Below are 21098 nucleotides of genomic sequence, written 5' to 3'. Positions count from 1 at the left end.
CTCACCCAGTCCAGACCGCCAATCATCACCCCCTAAAGAGCAACAATCGCGCCGCCAGCATATCCCTTCCAGATACTCTCTCTATTCTCTTGTCAAAGATCACAACCCAACAGGGCCGAATAACCTAGCAAATCAACCGAAGCACCTCAAGAAGTTTCCTCAGCGCCGCCGGTGAATGGGGATATAGGTCCCACTCCCCATACCGTCAATCATAAAAATGCAAAAAAACGAAAACCGTCACACGTCAAAAACCAAAAACCACAGAAAACCGGCATTCCTGCGTCTCATAGGAATTGAGAAAAACATGTCGGACGGACAGAATCCGTTTGTCCCCTCCCCTGCCGGCATAAATCCTATCCATTTTAAGATGGACGCATCGGGACAGATTCTGGGACATACCCCTGAATTATTACACCATATTGCTACGAGCAGGTTCTCATGCCGAATCCTTCGACCAAACCCTCCCTTCTTCATGAAGTGAACGATCATGTGGCCGTGCGCATGACGATCATATTCGGAAGCATCTGGTGCGTTTATGCCTTTCTGGTCTTTTCGCTTATCCCGCTGGCTGCGCCTGCATGGCAGAATACGCTGCTTTACATAAGCAACTGTATCCAGCTGGTTGCCCTCCCCGCCCTTATGGTGGGCAATGCGGTACTCAGCCGGGGAACCGACCGGCGTGCGGCAGAAGATCATGCAGCCCTGATGGAAATACTGAATGATGTCAGATCTGAAGTCGCGGAACTGAAAACAGTGACTAATGATCTGGCCCGCAAAACGAACGAAGCGGCCAGCCGCGCACCTTCGGAAGTCGTATCGTTTTCCGATGAAGCTGTTATAAATGTAACGGAAAACGGTGCCCATGCAGCGCCTGCAGCCAAGGCATAACGTCACCATCACATTTTATGGAAACACCATGTCCCCTGTCCTGAACCGTCCCGAAATCGTCGCGGAACTGACCGCCATGTCCGATCGCTATGAAAAGGCGCTGAGTGACAATAACCTTCAGGAACTCGATGCGCTCTTTTACCACGGGCCGGAAACCGTGCGGTATGGGGTCGGCGAAACGCTGTACGGGTTTGATGAAATCGCCGCGTTTCGCCGCAACCGGACGGGGGGATCGCCCCCGCGCGATGTGCTCCGACGGCATATTACCGCCATCGGCACGGATGCCGGCACGGTTGACCTGGAATTCCGTCGCCATGGCGGTGAACGGATCGGACGGCAGAGCCAGACATGGATCCGCACCCCCGATGGGTGGAAGGTCATTGCCGCGCATGTCTCCCTTATGGCGGATATATCATGATGAACTGATTCCGTCAGGGATGTCGGTGTCCTGCAACTGCGCCAGGGCATCGACAAATCCGGTCGCGAAGGAAGCTGGCCCGCCTGCATTCCGGGCCGCGATTTCAGCTGCACGCGCATATAGTGCATGAATGGCTGCCGCAGCGACCAGCCTGTCCGATTCCACCGGGGTCACCGCAAGGCCGGCCGCCACCAGCCCACCCAGGGCGCACCCCGCCCCCGTCACGACCGTCAACAACCGGTTACCGCCCGGCACGACAAGGTGACGCCCATCAGGGCCGAGTATATGGTCCTCCGGCCCACTGATCGCCACGATCACCTGTTTATTACGGGCCAGATCCTGTCCCATCGGCACTGCCTGCGCGATGGAGGCCGTGGTTTCTACCCCCCGCGCCGTCGCCGCACCGCCGGCCAGGGCCATGACCTCGCTGGCATTGCCCCGTATGACGGCCGGCCCCTGTCGCATCAGGTCACGAATAATGGCATCATATTCCCCGATACCAGCCCCCATGGCCACGGGGTCGAGCACCCATGGCACCCCTGCGGCATTTGCAGCCTGCACGGCGGCCAGCATATCCTGTGCCGTGCAGTTGATCAGCCCCGCCGCATTGACCCATACTGCCCCCGCATGCCCCCCGAAACCGGCCGGCCAGCCCGGTGCTGCGCCAATCGCGGGCGCCGCCCCTGCCGCCAGCAGCACATTGGCGCTGAGGGCCGCCGCAACATAGTTGGTCAACCCGTACACAAACGGCGCCTGCTGCCTGACCTGCCGCAGGACGGCGCGGCAGGCAGGGTGATCATAATTCATGGATATGGCTGCTGCGTGCATAAGGTTGCGCTCCTTTCCCACGCGTCCAGCCCATGGGGGCCGACACAGACAGGGGTTGCCTTTTGGTGGTAATCGACTGAAAAACAAAGAACGCAGCCGGTCAATGATGCCGGTAGCCCTCTTGATCTCATATATGTTTTTACCAGCCGACATATCGTAGCAGGAACATACCGTGCGACCAGCTTTCCTCTCTGCCCCTGTCATTCTTGCCGCAGGACTACTGGCCTCCTCTTCCGCATGGGCTGCGGATGCACTGGGACAGCCAACGGCCAGGCTATGCTTCACCCTGCGCGACGCGGCTCTTGCCGGCGGTTATTCATGGGGCAAGGGACGCCTGTATTTTGGCGAACACTCCTATCCGGTCAAGATTACGGGCGGTGGGGCAATCGGGATTGGTTACAGCAAGCTCAGGGGCGAAGGGACGGTCTACAATCTTGCCCGCCTGTCCGACATCAATGGCACATACTGGTCCGTCCGGGCGGAAGGTACCGTGGGGCGTGGGCGCAATGTCGCGGTGTTGGATAACAACCATGGCGTGGACATAAAGACGACCATGCATACCAGTGGCGCGCATCTGGCCGCCGCCGTCATGCGGCTGACCCTGCGCGTGGACCCGGGGCGGGAGCGGGCCGATACCCTGCCGACCCGCTGCACCTTTCCCCTGCGCTAAGGAATAGGGCCGTTTTTTCTAGATCGTGCTGATCACGATCTCGACAAGGTTGGGACGGCCGGATGCCATTGCAGCCTCGATCGCCGGGGCAATATCCGTCGCACGGGTAATCAGGCGGGAGTCCAGGCCATAGGACGTCGCCATGGCCTGATAATCGATCGGTGGATTACACAGGTCCATTGCCAGGAAATTCCCTTCCCGCGCGGAAATGTAGTGCGTCTGTCCGCGCATGAATCCCTTCAGCACGTTATACTCACGATTGTTCATCACCACGAAGGTCACCGGCAGACCCTCATGTGCCGCCGTCCACAGGGCCTGCGGGGAATACAGTGCCGCACCATCCCCCACCAGGCAGACCACCGGCTCCCCGCCCAGCCCGAGCGAGGCCCCGACTGCTGCCGGCATGCCCCACCCCAGCGCACCACCGCGCAGGAAGGAATATTGCGCGGCCCAGTCGCTATCGAGGAACATGCGCGTATAGGACGATGTCGCAATCGCTTCATCCACAATGGCAATCCGGGGACCAATGGCGCGCACGACCTCATGCGCGGCAACACAGGGGGCTACGACCGGGTCATCGCGGTGACGGGCTACAAGACCCTCCGCCTCGGCACGCCTGCTGGCACGGGCGGCGATGACATGGTCGCGGGCCGCCGTGAATTCGGCCCGGCGGGGCTGCGTCGCCTGCTGCAGCAGGGGCAGCAGCACGTCCAGCGATGCACGGATATTCCCCACCAGCGAAAGCGGAGTCTGGAATGTACGTCCCAGATCACGCGCATCAGCCGATACCTGATAAACCGCGCAGCCCGGCGGCACGGGCGAGCCTTCGGAATACAGGATGGTAATCAGTGATTTGCCACCCAGCGCGAAGATCGCGTCATAATCCGCAAGCCTGTGGGCGATGTCGGTCGCGCGTGTGGGCATGTTGCCCGCCCATAACGAACAGGACGTCGCAAACGGAATACGCGATGGCCATGACGCGCCATAAACCGGCGCACCAAGGATTTCGGCCACTGCCGCGACCTGTGCCGCCGCATCCGCGCCATGGACCTCATCCCCCGCAATGATCGCCAGTCGCCCTGGCGTAATCTCCGCCAGCGCACGCGCCAGTTCCGGAAGGCCACCAGCTATGGAATCGCGATTGATGATGGAAGGAGAGCCGACATCCACATCACTGGTTTCCTCCATCACGTCCATGGGCAGCGACAGGAAGACAGGGCCGGACGGGGCGGCCATCGAATCGTTGAAAGCCCGTCGCACCAGCACCGGCAACTGGTCCGCATGAAGGACTTCCTGCGCCCATTTGACGGCAGGGGTCGCGATACTGACCAGATCCCCGAACAGCAACGGATCAGAAATCGTGTGTCGCGAGTCCTGCTGTCCCGCCGTCACGACAAGCGGCGTCTGTGACACGCTGGCATTCAGCAGATTGCCCATGCCATGCCCCAGCCCCCCTGCAGTGTGCAGGTTGAGGAAACCGGGGCGCCCTGCAGCCTGTGCATAACCGTCGGCCATGGCCACCACGCTCGCTTCCTGCAGCGCGAGGATATATTTCAGATCCGGGCGGCCCTGAAGCGCATCAATCAGCGGCAGTTCCGTCGTGCCGGGATTGCCGAAAATGTAGCGGACCCCTTCACTTTCCAGAATTTCCAGCAGGATATCAGCACCCCGCCGCCCCCCTGTCCGCCGTGCTGCGACCTCAAGCGGTGTAATAGCCATGCTGTCCCCTGCGTATGCATTGACGGTGCGGCTATCGCACCACGTTTTCGGGACCGGGTCCACCATCGGGACAATCAGGGCAGATGCCATTTTTATCTTGATAATGATAATTATTATCATTATCAGTTTCTTTACCCGTGGGTCGCCCGACAGATTCCCGATCGTCGATTTCCCAACATTGTCCACGGAACCTTACGGCATCACCCCGTCCCGGGTGATGCCGTTTTTTTATCCGGCTTTTTGAGCCTCAAGCATTTGGACCGGAATGGATGATATTTTTTCATGCGGGAGCGGGGATAATCTTACTCTTTCAATTGACCCACGTTCCGGACGTGAAGATGATGCGGTAACACGCAGTCATGAAAGTGAGCCCCTTGTCCGCTGACAGTCCCGCTACCCTGTCTGCCCTGCCACCCGACGGGAACAACGCGGAGGATGCGCCCCTGTCGCTGTCGCCCGTGATCGACGCGCTGCACCGCGGCGGTCTGATCACCGCGCACCACATGGCGGCAGCCCGGTTCTGGGCCACGGATTACCGGATTGGTGTCATGGGACAGGAAGACCCGGATCTGGACAGGACATCCCTCGGCCTGTCCGTACGGCCGCTGAACGGGCGGATGGGGTCAATCAACCGTTACAGATATATTCATGACATCATCGGCCACCGCTACGAGCGGATTCTGGTCGCCACCATGATCAACAATCAGCCGATGCATGAAATCGCCTGTCATGCCCAGTATGATCCCCGGCATATGGGCGACGTGCTGGCGCTGCTGCTGGATTTCCTGACCCGGCATTATGACGCCATGCCCGGGCACCTGTGGCGCGGCTGATCCCGGATATGAAAAAGGGCACCCCGCCAGTAACGGGACGCCCCTTCAGGCCGTATCAGCGATAGGCTTCGGCAAAGGCCGCCGCCGCCCCCAGCAGCCCGGGCTGGGGATAGGTAATCAGCTTGACCGGCATTTCCGCCATCATGCCTTCAAAGCGGCCCTTGGCCACAAAGCGTTCGGCAAAACCGGAACGGGGCAGGTGTTCGGCCAGACGCAGCCCCAGGCCACCGGCGATCACGACCGCGCTGCCCCCCTGCGCCAGGGCCAGGTCGCCTGCGACCGTACCAAGGCTGAGGCAGAAACGTTCCAGCGCCGCGGCGGCCACCGGGTCGGATCCCTCCAGCGCCATGGTCCACAGCGCCTTGTCATCACGCGCCTTGACCGACAGTTCCCCCATTTCGGCAATCGCCTCGTACAGGTTCAGCAGCCCCGGCCCCGACACCACGCGTTCAACCGACACACGCCGGTAGCGACGACGCAGCACGCTCAGGATCCGGTCCTCAAGCTGGTCCAGCGGGGAAAAGTCGATATGGCCACCTTCGGTTTCGCACACGAAATAACCATTCTTGCGGCGCACGATATAAGCGGACCCCAGACCCGTGCCCGGCCCCACGACGGTAACCACACCCTGTTCGGGCAGAGGCAGTTCGGGACCGCAGATATGCTGCAGGCTGTCTTCGCCCACCTGCGCCACGGCATGGGCCACGGCGCCGAAATCATTCACCAGGATCAGTTCGTCCACACCCAGCTTGACCGGCAGCCACGCGGGCTGGATGACCCACGGGTTATTGGTCAGCTTGAGGATATCGCCCTTGATCGGACAGGCCACGGCAATGCCTGCGGCCCTGGGCAGAGGACGGTCAACCACGCGGGCAAAGGCTTCCCATGCCAGTTGCAGGCTGGCGTGATCGGCACATTTCAGGGTCGTGGCGTCCCCCAGCGTGACAACCCGCCCCTGATCAACCTGGGCGATGGCAAAGCGCGCATGCGTGCCGCCAATATCAACTGCTACGATCTCTTTCATGTCCGGTCACGCTCCGTGGCCATACGGCAGCTCCTTGCCCCGCTATTACAATAAAAACAGTCTGCGATTGTGCCCTTCCCCATGCATTCCATGCAACAGAGCAGGCAATTCAGGCGCCGCAGACATACCGGTTAACACATCTGACCAAAAAACAAGACCAGCTATCGCGCAATTTCATTGATAAATGTCACGAAATGGCCACAATCGTTCCGGTTAACATTAAAACATATTATACGGACCATATCCCGTCCGCAGGCAGTTCAGTCCATCTGGTCGGCCTTGATGGCCGACAGTATCCGCCGCTTGAACGGCCACGGTACCAGCGTATCCACCAGCCGTAGCACGGAAAACACGAACGGAAAGACCAGATGCGGCCGGTTCCGGTCCACGGCACGGGCGATCCTGCGCGCGGCGGAAGGCGCGGTCTGCAGAAAGGGCTTGGCCCCCACCACGCGGCGGCTCATGGGGGTGTCCACAAACCCGGGCGAGACCAGCGTCACCCCGATCCCCAACGGGGCCAGCGCCATCTGCTGCGCCTCGGCAAAGCGTTTCAGCCCCGCCTTGGACCCGGAATAGGCCGCGGCGAATGGCAGGGCATGGAAGGCGGCAACGGAACTGATCATCACGATATGGCCCCGCCCGCGCGGGGCCATGCGCTCGGCCGCGGCAGCCGCCATGGCCGATGGCGTGGCATAATTGACCAGTCCCAGGCGCAGCACGTCCTCCGCGCGTTCCACCACGTCGCGCCCGCGCCGCATGTCCCCAAGGCCCGCGGCAAGGATGGCGATATCCAGCGGATGGCTGTCATCATCCTCGCGCAGGGCTGCAATCGCCGCTGCTCCATCAGACAGGTCCAGCACGCGCGTATGCACGCTGACGCCGTAACTGCGGGCACGTGCGGCCACGTTTTCCAGCCGTTCGGCATTGCGTCCCCACAGCACCAGCGGCCGCCCACGGGCCGCATACAGCCATGCCAGTTCCGCCCCGATCCCGCTGGATGCCCCCGTAATCAGCACATATGCCCCTTCATCCATGCGTGAACCGGACCGAACCGTCATTGTCTATCTTCCTTTTAAGGGTCCTTCTGTGCCATCAGCACAGCAACAGGACGGACCACCGAATCACTTCTTTTAACCCATGCCTGCATAGCCTGCCCCGTTCCGTGACGGAATGAAGGTCGATGCGGGTAATGTTCAGGATGCAACGAACCGGTCATGAACGAAACCGATCGTCTTACTATCATTCCCGTTTCCGGCTTTCGTCAGATGACCACCTTTATCCAGCTGCCCCGCCGCCTGTACGCCGGGTTGCCAGGTTACGTCGCGCCCCTGGACCTGACCCAGCGCGACCTGCTGACCCCGCGCAAGAGCCCCTTTTTCCGTCTGGGCCGCGCGCAGTATTTCCTGGCCATGCGGGGCGACCGGGCGGTGGGACGCATATCCGCCCAGATCGACCCGGTTTCCATGGAACATTATGGCGAACCGGTCGGCTTTTTCGGCGCACTGGACGCCATTGACGACCTGGAGGTCGTATCAGCCCTGCTGGATGCGGCAGGCACATGGCTGCGCCAGCACGGCATGAAGCTCATGCGCGGGCCGCAGACGCTGGATAGCAATGGCGAATTCGGCATGATGATCGAGGGGCACCATGCCCTGCCCATGGTGGCCATGCCGTGGCATCCCCAATGGCTGCCCGGCATGATGGAAGCCTGCGGCTGTACCAAGGTGCGCGACCTTGTGGCCTACCAGATGCGCACAGGGCCGGATGCGGAGGAAGCCCACCTTGTCCCCGCCAGCCTGCGCCTGGGCGAAGGGCGGCTGGGCAATGTCACCACCCGTGGCCTGCGCATGGACCGCATTGACGAAGATGGGGAGATCCTACGCACGCTGTACAACGACGCATGGCGCAACAACTGGGGGTCGATCCCGCTGGCGCGGGAAGACATGCAGGCCATGATCGTGGAAATGAAGCCCATCCTGCGTCCCGAACATTTCGTGCTGATCGAACAGGATGGCAAACCGGTCTGTGTGGCGCTGGTTGTGCCCAATGTGTTCGACATCTCCGCCGACCTCAACGGGGATCCCTCACCACTGGGGTGGCTGAAGCTGGGCAAGCGCCTGCTGCGGCATGAATTCCATTCCGCCCGCGTTATTCTGCTAGGTGTCAGTTCCGTACTGGACGGTACGGCACTGGGCGCGATCATGCCCGCCCTCGCCATTACCGAACTCATGAAACGCGGGCGCAGCCTGCCCTACCGCACGGTCGAACTGGGCTGGGTGCTGGAAACAAACCTGCCCATGCGCCGCCTGATCGAACGCATTACACCCGAACCGTGCAAACGCTACCGGGTCTATGACCGTCCCCTGACCGACTGAACGGCGGATCGTGGCTGGCGGGCCTCAGCCCCCGTCCGGCACATGGCTCCAGCCACGCCGGGCAATTACCATCTCATGCCCTGCACTGTCGCGCACCTGCACGCCATTTCCCGCCACCACCTGACCGATGCACGTCACCTCCACCCCGGACCGTGCGGCATGGCGCAGCAGGCGATCTTCGTGCGCAGGCGGGACAGCCAGCAGCAGTTCGTAATCATCCCCCCCGCTCAGGCATGTGGGCAGCCATTGCGGGCCAAGCGCGCGCACGGCGGGCGAAAGCGGCACCTGATCCGCATGGATCACGATACCGACCCCGCTTTCACGCGCCATGTGCCCCAGATCCTGCACCAGCCCATCGGATACATCCATCCCGGCGGATGCCACATCCCCCAGTTCCAGACCCAGCCGGGGTCGTGGCAACTGGTATCGTCGCGCCAGGAAATGATCGGGATCGGCCACCTGCCCCCGCCGCGCCAGCAGGCCCATTGCGCCATCGCCAATGGTGCCCGTCACCCATATGCCGTCACCCACGCGGGCGGTACTGCGCCGTAACGCCTGCCCCGGCGCCACATGCCCCAGCACCGTCAGGGACAAAACAAGCGGCCCGGAGGTCGAGGTGGTATCCCCCCCCAGCAGCGTAATGCCAAAGCGTTTCTGGTCATGCACCAACCCGGAGGCAAAGCCCGCGAACCATGCCTCGTCCCGTTCGGGCGGCATGGACACCGTCATGAGATAACCCAGCGGGGTCGCATCCATTGCGGCAAGGTCCGACAGGTTGCAGCGCAGCAGCTTGCGCCCCACGGTATCAGACGGATCATCTGGCAGGAAATGAACGCCTTCAACCATGGCGTCGGCGGCGATGACCAGTTCACGCCCGGCAGGCGGCATAAACACGGCGGCATCATCGCGCAGGTCCAGCGCCCCATTTCCCGCAAGCGGGCGGAAAATACGGGCAATGAACCCGAATTCCGCCGGCAGGCCATTATCCGACAGCGTGTCCTGTCCCATGGCCGTCATGCCCTTCCGCCGGGTTCAGGCGGGCCTGGTGTCGGGCGCGGCATCGGTGGTGGGAGCTTCTTCATCCACCACTATCGTTTCCACGCCATCCGCATCCGCCACAGGCGCCGTCGGGTCATTGATCCGCCGCGACAGGGCATCGAGCACGCCATTGAGCATGCGCGGTTCATCCCCGGCAAGAAACCCATGGGCGATATCCATGTATTCATTGATGATGACGCGCGCGGGAACGGGGTCCGCACCGGTCATCTCGCCACCTGCGGCATGCATGATCGCACGCAGCACCGGGTCCAGCCGGGCCAGCGGCCACGAGGCGGGCAGGATGTCATGCAGAAGCGCGTCAATACGGTCCTGCCGGGCCATGGCGCCCCGCACCACGATCCCGAACAGGCGCGCATCCGCATCAGGCACCTGCCCTTCGGCATATGCGCACTGTTCGGACGCGGACGTGCCCAGCCGGTGGCGCATGAACTGGTTTATGACCCGTTCCGGGCTTTCATTGCCCTGTTCGATCTGGAACAGGGCCTGCACCGCTGCAACACGCGATGCGGTACGGGAACGGACCCTGGGCTGCCGGTCACCGTCTGTCTGTGTCATGGCGCGTTACTCCTGCTATGGCATTGCTGCAAATTCTGGGTTTCATCGCCTCTTTGCGCGGCGGGGTCCAGTTCAATCTTTGTCTTTCGGGTCGGATGGGGAAAACTCTTCGCCTGCATCCCCCGAGACGGATGCTGAAATCGTATCCAGAATATCCGCAAAATCCTTGGTTTCCCGGAAATCCCAATGCACGCTGGCGAAACGGATATAGGCCACGGAATCAATTTCACGCAGCGTTTCCATAATCAGCCGGCCGATATCGCGCGACGGGATATCCGTCTCCCCCATTGCCTCAAGATGCCGGACCAGCCCATTGACGATCCGTTCGATCCGATCGGCATCCACCGGGCGCTTGCGTAGCGCGATACGGACCGAACGCGCCATCTTGTCGCGCTCGAACGGTACGCGGCGCCCATCGGCCTTGATCACCACAAGGTCACGCAACTGCACGCGTTCAATGGTGGTAAAACGCTGCCCGCATGATCCGCATATGCGCCTGCGCCGGATGGCCGCGCCGTCTTCATGCGGGCGGCTGTCCTTCACCTGCGTATCGTCATTTCCACAAAAAGGGCAACGCATGCAAAACCGTTTCCTGATTACGCGATGAAACAGAACACGCCACGCGGGGGCGTGACGGGCTAGGCGCCGACATCAGCCAGTACATCCAGCACCGCGGCGCCATAGCGGGCCAGCTTGGAGCCACCCACCCCACGGATCATGCCAAGTTCGTCCAGCGAGGTCGGACATTCCAGTGCAATATCATGCAGCACGGCATCATGGAAAATGACATAGGGCGGAATTTCCTGCTCCCGCGCCTCACCCAGCCGCCATTGCCGCAGCGCCTCGTACCGCGCGGCGGCCTCTGGCGTAAGATCCACCATCTGGGGCCGCTGCCCGCTGCCTGAACCGCGGCCTGCCGCTTTCAGGTCTTCGGTCGCGTCCTCGCGCAGCATGATCTGCTCCTCGCCACGCAATATGGGACGCGCACGCCCCTCCTCAAGGGCAAGGGAATTATATTCGCCCGTCACCTTTATCGCGCCACGCGCGATCAACTGGCGGATCACGCCACGCCAGAAGGGTTCGGGCCGATCACGGCCAATGCCAAACACACTCAGCTTTTCATGCCCGTGGCGGGACGTCATGTCCGACGCCTTGCCCCGCAGCACGCCAGCCACATGCACCGCACCAAAACGCTGCCCGGTGCGATAGATGGCCGAAAGCACCTTCTGTGCCGCCACCGTGCCATCAAACGTCGCGACCGGATTGCGGCAGTTATCGCAGTGCCCGCAGGCGGTGGACAGTTCCTCGCCAAAACAGGACAGCAGCGCCTGCGTGCGGCACCCCGTGGTCTCGGTCAGGGCAATCATGGCTTCCAGGCGGGCACTCATGATCCGTTTCTGGGCCTCGGGCGCGTTGGACTGTTCCAGCCAGTACCGGGCGCGGGCCATGTCGTCGCCACCATACAGCAGCACGGTTTCGGCCTGCGCGCCATCACGCCCGGCGCGGCCGATCTGCTGGTAATACCCTTCGGGCGAGGATGGCATGTCCAGATGCACGACGGCGCGCACATCGGGCCGGTCTATCCCCATGCCAAAAGCGATGGTGGCGACAATCACCACTGGCTCCCCCGAGCGGAACCGCATGAGGGCCGCACGCTTTTCTACCGGTGACAGGCCGGCATGGAACGGCAGCGCGGCATAGCCCTTGCCTGCCAGCGAGCGGGCAATCCGCTCGGTCTTGCTGCGGCTGCCGCAGTAGACGATGGACGCAGCCCCCCGGTGCCGGTCCAGTATGCCGGTCAACTGTCGCAGTTCCGATGTCTTGGGGCGCACGGCGATATCAAGGTTGGGCCGGTGGAAGCTGGCCTTCAGCACCGTCGCATCCGGCATCGCCAGCGCATCGAGGATATCGCTGCGCGTACGCGCATCCGCCGTGGCGGTCAGGGCGATGCGGGGCACATTGGGAAAATGCTGCGGCAGCGCCGCAAGTTCGCGGTATTCGGGCCGGAATTCATGGCCCCAGGCGGAAATGCAGTGCGCTTCGTCAATCGCGATGACTGACAGCGTCAGCCGCCCGAGCCGTTCCAGCATGCCGGGGGACAGCAGCCGTTCAGGCGAGACATAAAGGATATCCAGCCGCCCTGCCATAAGGTCCGCACGGACACGGGCGGCATCATCGGCTTCCTGTTCAGAATGCAGCGCGCCTGCATTCACCCCCAACTGGCGCAGGGCCGCCACCTGATCGTCCATCAGTGCGATCAGGGGGGAAATGACCAGTCCGGTCCCGGGGCGCGCCAGGGCAGGCACCTGGTAGCAGACACTCTTGCCACCACCGGTCGGCATGAGCACAAGACAGTCCCGGCCCGCCATGACCTCATCCACGGCCTGCTGCTGCAGGCCACGGAAATCAGGGAAGCCGAATACCTCGGCCAGCACATCACGCGGATTGCGCGATGCGCCGTCATGGGCAGTCATATTATCAGAAGAAGGACCGTCGATCAGCGTCCACCAACCTCGATTTCGACACGGCGCGACGCCAGCGCACCGTTTTCATTGTTCAGCGGACCACGCGGCTGCTGGCGGATACGGCTGGCATCCACGCCGTCAACCGCAAGCTGGCGGGCCACGATCTTGGCACGGTCGATGGCCAGCAGTTCATCAGCAGACAGGTCATGGCTGGCAGCGGCGTAGCCTTCGACGCGCACGTTGGCGTGGCTCGAGACGGCGCGCTGTGCAGCCTGCGTGATCACGGTCTGGGCCGGCGTGTCAAGCTGGGTGGAGTTCTCGGTAAAGAACACGACATATTTACCCGGATGGCCACCAGCACACCCTGTCAGCAGACCAAGACCAAGAAGAAGGGACAGGCGACGCATGATGAATTTACTCCTGATTCAGGTATTCAAGACGGATCGCTCTCAGCCTTATGGTATGTCCGATCCGGTTTTCCGCTACTTCGTGCCCTGTGGGGATAGCCGCGTCAATCCTTTCCACTGGCATGGCCACCCCTTTGTCACCGGGCACTGACCATTTTTCCGCCAGAAATACGCCATACCATATCCAGTTTTTCAATACCCGTCAGACGGTGTGCGATCAGGATGACCGTGCGCCCCTGCGTGACATCATTCAGGGTCTGGAGGAATTCCTGCTCGGTGCGGGCATCAAGCCCCGTGGCCGGTTCATCCAGTATCAGGATGGGCGCGCGCGACAGCAGCACCCGCGCCAGCGCCAGACGCCGTCCCTGCCCGCCGGACAGGCTCGCACCACCTTCACCCAGCCAGCTGTCCAGACCTTCGGGCAGTTCGCGCACCACATCCGCAACCCGGGCCTGTTCCAGCGCGGTCCAGAGGTCGGCTTCCGTGGCATCGGGACGCCCCAGCAGCAGGTTGGCACGAATCGTATCGGCAAACAGGTGCGTCGCCTGTGACAGCCACGCGATCCGCCTGCGCAGGTCCTCATCGCGGATGGTGGCGATATCGCGGCCACCCAGCGTGATGCATCCCCCCTGGGGCGCCACCGCCTTGAGCAGCAGCGCCGCCAGCGTGGACTTCCCCGCGCCCGACGGTCCCAGCACCGCAATGCGCTGGCCTGCCGGGATGCTCAGGCTCAGGTCATCAAGCACCGGGGCACGGTTGGCGTCCCAGCGGAAGGAGACATGATCGAAGCAGATGTCGGTCCCCGCCGGTGCGGGCTCGGTGCCTTCGGGTGGGGCGTGTTCCGGCATATCGCTTACGGCCACGACACGGGCCGCAGCCTGCGTAATGCTCCCCGCCAGCGCACCCGCGCGGGTCAGTCCCCCGACGCTTTCAAACGCCGCCACCGTCAGGAACAGGACTGCGGCCGCAGGCAGGGGCGCGATATGCGGCAACCCGATTCCCAGTGCCGCGGCCAGCACCACCAGCACCGCCGCCTGTCCGCACAGGTAGGACGCGGCACCTGACATGGCCAGCATACGCGCCTGCTTCATCTGGGCACGGTACAGGGCATCATCACGGTCACGGACATGGGCCAGCATGCGGCCCTCCGCGCCAAAGGTTGCGATTTCGCGCAAGCCCCCCACCATGTCCAGCACGCCGATCCGTAACTGCGCGCTGGCATGGTTGACCAGTCCGCCCTCGCGCCGCCCCAGCATGGCGGCGACCAGCGGCAGGCCAAAGGCACTGCACGCGAACAGCCCGGCCACGACAACCGCCAGCACCGTGTTGACCATGTTGATGGCAATGAACAGGAACGGCAGCACCAGACAGGCGCCAAGCAGCGGAATGATGATGCGCAGGTACAGCCCGTCCAGCGTCTCGACATCGGACACCAGCCGCGACAGCAGATCGCCCGCGCGACGGAAGCCCAGCCCGGCCGCCGCGCCCCGCGCCAGGTTGCGGAAGAACCAGACCCGCACATCCGCCAGTGCACGGAACATCGCGTCATGCGTGACCAGGCGTTCGGTATAGCGCAGGATCACCCGCGCACTGCCGAAGATGCGCAGCGCCCCGGTCGTTACCACGATCATGCCCATCGTCATGGCCGCGACCCGCATGCCCGCCTCGCGCATCAGCACAAGACCAATCAGCACGGCCAGCAGGGACAGAAGCGCGCCCGCTGTCAGCAACGGGGCACGGCGCTGCCATATGTGCAGGATCTGCAGCACCGGTCCCATCACGCCTTCACGCCGCGCCTGCCGCGCGAATTCCCGGTTTTCCGAGGACTTCACGATGCATTCTCCCCACTGGTGACAATACGGCCATGATCAAGGTCCACCCGCTGCCCCCCGAACCCGTCCACCGCCGCAGAATGGCTGGCGAGGATAACCGTGCGATGGGCCGCAAGCGCACGCAGGCTGTCGAACACGTCCGCCTCGGTCTGCGGGTCAAGGTGGGATGTCGGTTCATCCAGCAAAAGCAGCGGCGCGTCCTTGAGGAAGGCACGCGCAATCGCCACGCGCTGCGCCTGACCACCCGACAGGCCAAACCCGCCTTCGCCAATCAGGGTGTCCAGCCCATGCGGCAGGGTGGCGATGAAGGTGTCCGCCGCCGCCGCCCTGATGGCGGCCTGCAACTGCGCATCCGTGGCATCGGGACGGGCAAACAGGATATTCTCGCGCAGGGTGCCCGCGAACAGGACCGGCTTCTGCCCGATCCATGATGTCATGGCGACCAGCGCCTCGGGCAGGATGGTGGCCATGTCGACACCATTGAAGGTAATGCGCCCGATTTCGGGCTGGATGAAGCCCAGCAACATTTCGATCACGGTCGACTTGCCCGACCCCGACGGGCCGCACAGCACCAGCGTCTGGCCCGCGGGCACGGTAAACGTAACATCATCCAGCGTCGCACCGCGCGCGGGATCCCACGTGAAGCCCACATGCTCGAACGCGACACTGACCCCCTGTCCCGTTTCGCACACCGTCTGCCCGGCAGTGCGCACGGTGGCGGCATCAGGCAGTATCCGCATGGCCGCAGCAGCCCCCGATGCATGGGCGCGATCCTGATAGGCCAGCGCCAGACTGCGGAAGGGTGCGAAGAATTCCGGTACCAGCAGCACGACAAACAGCCCGCGCGCCACATGGGCCGCCATGAGTGTCGCCGGCACGCCCTGATCATGCAGCGCCATAAGCTGCGCCCCGTTGCGCAGCGCCACCAGCACAAGGGCCACGACCATCGCGCAGTCAATGGAAGCCGAGGACAGGAACGCAACCCGCAGCACTTTCATGGTCCGCAAGCGCAGTTCCTCCGCCGCAGCCGCAAGCCTGCGCGTTTCATCGTCCGTCCGGCCGGACAGGACGATGGTGGCGATCCCGCGCACCCGGTCAAGGAAGCGCGCCTGCAGGCGGGTCATGGCAAGGAACTGGTTACGCGACGCAACTGCGGCACCGATGCCGAACAGGGCCTGCCCGAAGGGCACGGCAATGCCGCATATCGCCATGATCAGCGCCGAACCCGGCTGCACCAGGGCGGCAAGGACGCCGATGACAAGCGGGGCCGCAACCCACAGCACGGAAGCGGGCAACCAGCGGGCGAAAAAACCGTCCAGCGCCTCGATCCGGTCAACGGCAAGTGCCGCCAGCTCCCCTGTATGATGACGGCGCAGCAGGCCCGGCCCGCCGCGCAGGATGGCGTCCAGCACCCCACCACGCAGGCGCGCACGCGCCTTCATGCCCGCACGGGCGGCCAGCATGTCCGACCCCATCTGCAAGACAGCGCGGATGAGGGCCAGCACCACCAGCCCGGCCAGCGGCCACGTCACCGCCGACTGGCCGCCGCCCACCAGCACGTAAGCCAGCACGTTGGCCACGCACCAGACCTGTCCCACCGCAGTGGCCGCCGTGGCCAGCCCCAGCAACACAACCGGCATGGCCTGCCGGCGCCCAAGACGCGACTGTGCCTTCGTCCACGCCTTCATCACTGTCTTGTCATCGTTCATGACCGTTCCCTATACCGAAGGACACGGCACAGGGACAGCCATCATCCATGGCCTGAATCTGCCCACGCCATAACTCTGCCATGCATTTTTGCATGGATTCACGCGGATGTTTCATCCTGTTCAGGCTGCTTCAACGGAAAAACAAGGACATAGCGGGTCCCGTTTTCCTCAAACATCTGCAGTTCGCCGCCCAGTTGCCGGGCAAAACCACGGATCAGCTGCATGCCGATCCCGCTGCGCCCTTCCTCTGCCGCGGAATGGTTGCGCGCCGCCGCCATACCTACGCCGTTATCGGCAATCCACAGGCAGGCCCGGTCGCCAGACAGAGCGCGCAGGCCAACTTCCAGCGTGCCATGCTGGCGGTCGGGAAAGGCGTATTTGATGGTATTGCTGACAGCTTCCGTCACGATCAGCGCCAGCGGCACCGCCTGATCCGGCACCATCAGCAGGTCATCGACGCGGATATCCAGCGTGATGCGGCTTTCGTCGGATTCACCAATGGCATGCATGATCTGGCCGCACAGTTCGCGTACGAAACTCTGCATGTTCAGGCTGTACAGTTCGCCATCGGCGTAAAGATAGCGGTGCAGGGTGGCCAGCGCGCGCACACGATCACGCGCCTGCGCAAATTCCTCGCGTGCCGCAGGCTGGCGGATGCGGCCAGCCTGCAGGTTCAGCAGCGACGCCACGATCTGCAGGTTGTTCTTGACGCGATGATGCATTTCCTTGAGCAGCAGTTCCTGCCGCGCCTGCGCGCGTTCCAGCCGCTTTTCATGCCGCGCCAACCTGCGGGTGGCCTTGCTGAAGGCATGGGCCAGCTGCCGGACCTCCAGCGGCATGGCCCAGTTGGAGCGTACTTCGTACATGCCCCCCAGCTGCCACTGGTTGACGGATGCCGTCAGCTGCCGCAACGGCGTAATCACCAGCACGTCGGCACTCTTGGATGCCCCCAGCAGCCCCCCCAGCAGCCCCGCCAGCAGCAGCAGCCCGCTACTGACCAGCGATATGGCGAACATCACCACCGCATGCCGCTCCCCCGCGTTGCGGCGCGTCATGGTCAGGACATGCACGCCCCCCTGCACGCGACCGATGGAAAATGATCCCTCCGGCAGGGTGATGTGCGCATGGTCGCCCCCCGTCGCCAGGGTCACGCGCGCCCATTGCATGATGCGGTCGGGGGGGCGGGCAGCCCAGTTGCAGTCGGAACACAGCGGCGCCGCGGCGCGGGCCTGGCTGTCCACCACCCATATCTGGATCGGCCCGTTCTGCTGCACCAGGTCCAGTCGCGGGTCACTGGCCTGCAGGATGGCACTGCGCCATGACAGCGGCATGACCGCGGTCAGGTACCCCGGACGCGCGGGCCTGCCCGCGTCATCATAAATGACGGCGGAAACCGTAATCCGGAAATAGCCGGGCACATGGGTCAGGGGATCGGTCAGCGCGACCATCCGGACATCACCCTGGAAACGGGGCATGGCATCCGCCCCCAGCGCAGGCGCATCGCCCTGCCGTCCCACGGCGGTCAGGATGTTGCCCCGGTCATCCGCCAGGGCGATCTGGCTGTAATGCCGCCCGGTCAGGGACTGCACCAGTTCGAGCATATGCCGCAGGCCCGCATCATCAAGCCGCATGCGGGACACGGCCTGCAGCAGGGAGCCAAGGTGATCGGCCTCATGTCGCAGTTCAAGGTCGATGCGCGATACCGTCAGGTCGGTCCGCTCACCGGGAGCTTCAAGGGTGGAATGGTAACTGTGCCATGCCTGTACCGCGCCAATCAGGGCAATGGGCATGGCCGCCAGCAGGATGATCGCCATCATCCGGCCACGCACGGCGTCGAACACGCGACCGACGCGGGTGAACAGGCTCCGGTGACGGACCTGCCTGCCGTGACCGGAAGAAGGAAACACGGACATCCGTTATTTTGTCCGTTTCCGGTCTTCCTCAATCAAACGCAGGAGTTCCTCGGGCACTGGCTCTTTTGTTACATCATCGAACAACTGATGCAGCCCCCGCTTCAACCATAGCTCGAACGCGTCATCCGATCTGTTAATGGACTTCTTTCCTGGTTGCCTGGGAGGACACTTGTCCTTCAGAGCCATCGCATTATCCCGAAGTAAATTCCCACTTCACACAATCCCTGCCCGTATCAGGGCCGTATCCCACCCTGCAAGTCCCAGGATAGCGGTGAAGACGTTACCGTCAGTGCCATATTCACGCCGCAATTCAAAGTAGGAATCCACTCAATTCAGACCGATGCCGCGGGACGCGCTTCCATGCGCGAACGCAGGCGCTGCACCGCACCGCGCAGTTCGACGGTGGAAATGTCGCGCTCTTCACCATACAGCCATGTGGCCAGCTGGCGGCGGGCGCGGAAGACGCGGCTTTTGGCGGTACCGACGGCGCAGCCGGTCGCCGCGGCCAGTTCGTCGTAGCTCATGCCCTGCATCACCACCAGCACCAGCGCCTCGCGCTGATCGGCGGGCAGGCGGTTCATGGCCTCGACCAGTTCCTTGACCACCAGACGTTCCTCGTGTGCGCCGCTGCCTGCCATGGCGGAAGCGGGCACATCCTCGATATTGCCGGTTTCGCGCTTCTTGCGCAGATCGGAAATGAAGCGATTGCGCAGGATGCGGTGCATCCATGCGGAAAAGTTGGTGCCCGGGGTAAAGCTGTGCTGTGCGGCCAGCGCGTTGCACACGGCGTCCTGCACCAGATCATCCGCTGCCGCGCGGTTACGTGTCAGCGACAGGGCCTGAACGCGCAGACGGGGCAGGATTGCAATCATTTCGTCATGAAAGCTGTTGGTCATGTTCATCTCCCCTTTGATGTCGTTCATGCGGGTGCAATGAACGGGGGGGACGAAAGGTTACATCCATCGACATAACGAAAACGCGAGCATGATGTCGCGGTTTCCCTCATCCCCCTTCTGGCGGGGGGGTCATGTATTCCATGATCTGGCTGCGCGCGCGTGACACGCGGGCCTTGATGGTGCCCACGGTGACGCCGCACACATGGGCGGCCTCGGCATAGGTCATTTCCTGCACGCCAACCAGCACCAGCGCCTCACGCAGGCGGGGGCTCAGCCGCCAGATCGCGCCATCCAGGTCGCGCAGCGCATCCGCCTCCCCTTCCCCCGTATCACTTTCGGGCCGGTCGGGACGGCGGGCGTAGTCGGACATGACATCGCGCTCGCGCCGCCCGTGGCGCACCTGTTCATAAAAAAGATTGCGCGCAATCGTGTACAGCCATGCTTTCATGCTGGTGCCGGGGGTAAACTGGTCCAGTGCCGCCAGCGCCCGCAGCACGGTTTCCTGAACAAGGTCGTCCGCCTGCGCGGCCTGCCCCGTCAGAAAACGGGCAAAACCACGTAATTGCGGCAGAAGGGACAGGATCTCCCCACGCAAGTGCGTGACCGCTGACGGATCGGGTGGTATTCTTGATTCCAGTTTGTTTACTCTTCAACTCTTGCAGCACAGTCTAACGCTGTCATGATCCGGAGTGTAACAGTTTATCTGGGGAGATGAATGCCTCATGCCGCTATCACGGCGTCAAGACCTGCTTCGCGCCCTGCCCTATGCCCGGCGGTACGCCCGCGCATTATGTGGCAGTCAGTCGAGTGGTGACCTGCTGGTTGCCGAAAGCCTGCGCGAACTCATGGCGGTGGACGATCCCTCCATGCCGCCGAGGCTGCGCCTTTACCAGTGGATATCCCGACACCATGCCGAACATGGCCGCGAAGACGAGACGGCGGGCGGCATGCCGCCCCTGGGGCGCAAGCTGCTGCTCCTGACATCGCTGGAGGAGCTGCCGGTCAATGACGCGGCACGTGTCCTTTCCCTGTCCCCCGCGCAGGCCACCACCATACTGGAGGACGCCCACACCCGCCTGCGTTCCTGCGCCCAGACCAGCGTGCTGATCATCGAGGACGAACCGATCATCGCAATGGATATCGAGGAACTGGTGCGCCAGTGCGGCCATACCATTGCAGGCGTCGCCAGCAGCGAGGCGGAAGCCGTAAGGCTTGCGCGCGAAACCAGGCCGGGCCTGATCCTGGCCGATATCAACCTTGGTGATGGTGGCGACGGGATGAAGGCGGTTTCCAGCATCCTGCAGCACCAGGACATTCCCATCATCTTCGTCACCGCCTACCCCGAACGCCTGCTGACGGGCGATACGATCGAACCGGCATTCGTGATTACCAAGCCATTTGAACCACTTACACTGGCCGTCTCCACCTATCAGGCCGTTTCGGGTGGCGTTTCCCTGAACTGACACATCCGCATGCCAGTACCGCGCCTGCGCCATCCCCCCCGTAT

The 21098-nt window shown here is 62.9% G+C and carries 21 protein-coding genes; 6 read left to right on the top strand and 15 right to left on the bottom strand.

Going from position 1 to position 21098, the window contains the following annotated elements:
* Positions 1-438: 438 nt before the first annotated feature.
* Both CFR80_RS01880 and hpxZ read left to right on the top strand, forming a co-directional pair.
* Positions 439-888, top strand: coding sequence for a hypothetical protein (locus tag CFR80_RS01880; RefSeq protein ID WP_010514407.1), 450 nt, complete (start codon positions 439-441; stop codon positions 886-888).
* A gap of 28 nt (positions 889-916) precedes the next feature.
* Complete coding sequence (gene hpxZ / locus CFR80_RS01875; protein WP_029329470.1) at positions 917-1306, top strand: oxalurate catabolism protein HpxZ; 390 nt, start codon at positions 917-919, stop codon at positions 1304-1306.
* Here the strand turns inward: hpxZ and CFR80_RS01870 are convergent.
* On the bottom strand, positions 1301-2113 hold the full coding sequence (locus tag CFR80_RS01870; protein WP_232275696.1) for a hydroxyethylthiazole kinase: 813 nt from the start codon (positions 2111-2113) through the stop codon (positions 1301-1303). The genes hpxZ and CFR80_RS01870 overlap by 6 nt on opposite strands.
* 193 nt (positions 2114-2306) lie before the next feature.
* Between CFR80_RS01870 and CFR80_RS01865 the strand changes: the two genes are divergently transcribed.
* Positions 2307-2804, top strand: a complete 498-nt coding sequence (locus tag CFR80_RS01865; protein ID WP_010514404.1) for a hypothetical protein — start codon at positions 2307-2309, stop codon at positions 2802-2804.
* An 18-nt stretch (positions 2805-2822) separates the two neighbouring features.
* Here CFR80_RS01865 and CFR80_RS01860 read toward each other — a convergent pair whose 3' ends face one another.
* Positions 2823-4523: a thiamine pyrophosphate-binding protein gene (locus CFR80_RS01860; RefSeq protein ID WP_029329469.1), complete on the bottom strand. Its 1701-nt coding sequence runs from the start codon at positions 4521-4523 to the stop codon at positions 2823-2825.
* A 365-nt stretch (positions 4524-4888) separates the two neighbouring features.
* Here CFR80_RS01860 and CFR80_RS01850 point away from each other — a divergent pair, with 365 nt between their 5' ends.
* Positions 4889-5356, top strand: a complete 468-nt coding sequence (locus CFR80_RS01850) for a hypothetical protein (RefSeq protein WP_232275703.1) — start codon at positions 4889-4891, stop codon at positions 5354-5356.
* A 55-nt stretch (positions 5357-5411) separates the two neighbouring features.
* On the opposite strand, the gene glk is transcribed toward CFR80_RS01850, so the two are convergent.
* The gene (gene glk, locus CFR80_RS01845) at positions 5412-6380 is read right to left on the bottom strand and encodes a glucokinase (RefSeq protein ID WP_010514401.1); all 969 of its coding nucleotides are present in this window, start codon (positions 6378-6380) and stop codon (positions 5412-5414) included.
* Between the two features lie 260 nt (positions 6381-6640).
* Positions 6641-7438, bottom strand: a complete 798-nt coding sequence (locus CFR80_RS01840) for an SDR family NAD(P)-dependent oxidoreductase (protein WP_010514400.1) — start codon at positions 7436-7438, stop codon at positions 6641-6643.
* Positions 7439-7594: 156 nt separating this feature from the next.
* On the opposite strand from CFR80_RS01840, the gene CFR80_RS01835 reads away from it, so the two are divergent.
* Entirely contained in the window at positions 7595-8755 is a 1161-nt protein-coding gene (locus CFR80_RS01835; RefSeq protein WP_010514399.1) for a hypothetical protein, read from the top strand.
* A 24-nt stretch (positions 8756-8779) separates the two neighbouring features.
* On the opposite strand, the gene thiL is transcribed toward CFR80_RS01835, so the two are convergent.
* The 11 genes from thiL to CFR80_RS01780 form a co-directional block, all read right to left on the bottom strand.
* Positions 8780-9772 (bottom strand): thiamine-phosphate kinase, encoded by a 993-nt coding sequence (thiL, locus tag CFR80_RS01830; protein WP_010514398.1) that lies wholly within the window; start codon positions 9770-9772, stop codon positions 8780-8782.
* Between the two features lie 15 nt (positions 9773-9787).
* Positions 9788-10369, bottom strand: coding sequence for a transcription antitermination factor NusB (gene nusB, locus CFR80_RS01825; RefSeq protein ID WP_010514397.1), 582 nt, complete (start codon positions 10367-10369; stop codon positions 9788-9790).
* Positions 10370-10441: 72 nt separating this feature from the next.
* A complete protein-coding gene (gene nrdR / locus CFR80_RS01820) occupies positions 10442-10948 on the bottom strand; it encodes a transcriptional regulator NrdR (RefSeq protein WP_029329466.1) in 507 nt (168 codons plus the stop codon).
* A gap of 59 nt (positions 10949-11007) precedes the next feature.
* Positions 11008-12843: a DNA helicase RecQ gene (gene recQ, locus CFR80_RS01815; RefSeq protein ID WP_010514395.1), complete on the bottom strand. Its 1836-nt coding sequence runs from the start codon at positions 12841-12843 to the stop codon at positions 11008-11010.
* A 23-nt stretch (positions 12844-12866) separates the two neighbouring features.
* Positions 12867-13241 (bottom strand): OmpA family protein, encoded by a 375-nt coding sequence (locus CFR80_RS01810; protein WP_010514394.1) that lies wholly within the window; start codon positions 13239-13241, stop codon positions 12867-12869.
* Positions 13242-13378: 137 nt separating this feature from the next.
* Entirely contained in the window at positions 13379-15073 is a 1695-nt protein-coding gene (gene cydC / locus CFR80_RS01805) for a thiol reductant ABC exporter subunit CydC (protein WP_010514392.1), read from the bottom strand.
* On the bottom strand, positions 15070-16782 hold the full coding sequence (gene cydD / locus CFR80_RS01800; protein WP_010514391.1) for a thiol reductant ABC exporter subunit CydD: 1713 nt from the start codon (positions 16780-16782) through the stop codon (positions 15070-15072). The genes cydC and cydD overlap by 4 nt, the downstream gene beginning before the upstream one ends.
* Before the next feature lie 98 nt (positions 16783-16880).
* Positions 16881-18695 (bottom strand): sensor histidine kinase, encoded by a 1815-nt coding sequence (locus CFR80_RS01795; protein WP_010514390.1) that lies wholly within the window; start codon positions 18693-18695, stop codon positions 16881-16883.
* A gap of 3 nt (positions 18696-18698) precedes the next feature.
* Positions 18699-18881, bottom strand: coding sequence for a hypothetical protein (locus tag CFR80_RS19725; protein WP_010514389.1), 183 nt, complete (start codon positions 18879-18881; stop codon positions 18699-18701).
* Positions 18882-19027: 146 nt separating this feature from the next.
* A complete protein-coding gene (locus CFR80_RS01785) occupies positions 19028-19591 on the bottom strand; it encodes a sigma-70 family RNA polymerase sigma factor (RefSeq protein WP_029329465.1) in 564 nt (187 codons plus the stop codon).
* 106 nt (positions 19592-19697) lie between these two features.
* Positions 19698-20186: a sigma-70 family RNA polymerase sigma factor gene (locus CFR80_RS01780; RefSeq protein ID WP_010514387.1), complete on the bottom strand. Its 489-nt coding sequence runs from the start codon at positions 20184-20186 to the stop codon at positions 19698-19700.
* Between the two features lie 127 nt (positions 20187-20313).
* On the opposite strand from CFR80_RS01780, the gene CFR80_RS01775 reads away from it, so the two are divergent.
* A complete protein-coding gene (locus CFR80_RS01775) occupies positions 20314-21054 on the top strand; it encodes a response regulator (RefSeq protein ID WP_010514386.1) in 741 nt (246 codons plus the stop codon).
* Positions 21055-21098 lie beyond the last annotated feature (44 nt).

Source organism: Komagataeibacter oboediens (assembly GCF_003207815.1).
In the GTDB taxonomy this organism is placed as follows: domain Bacteria; phylum Pseudomonadota; class Alphaproteobacteria; order Acetobacterales; family Acetobacteraceae; genus Komagataeibacter; species Komagataeibacter oboediens.
This window is presented reverse-complemented; position numbering and strand designations above follow the sequence as displayed.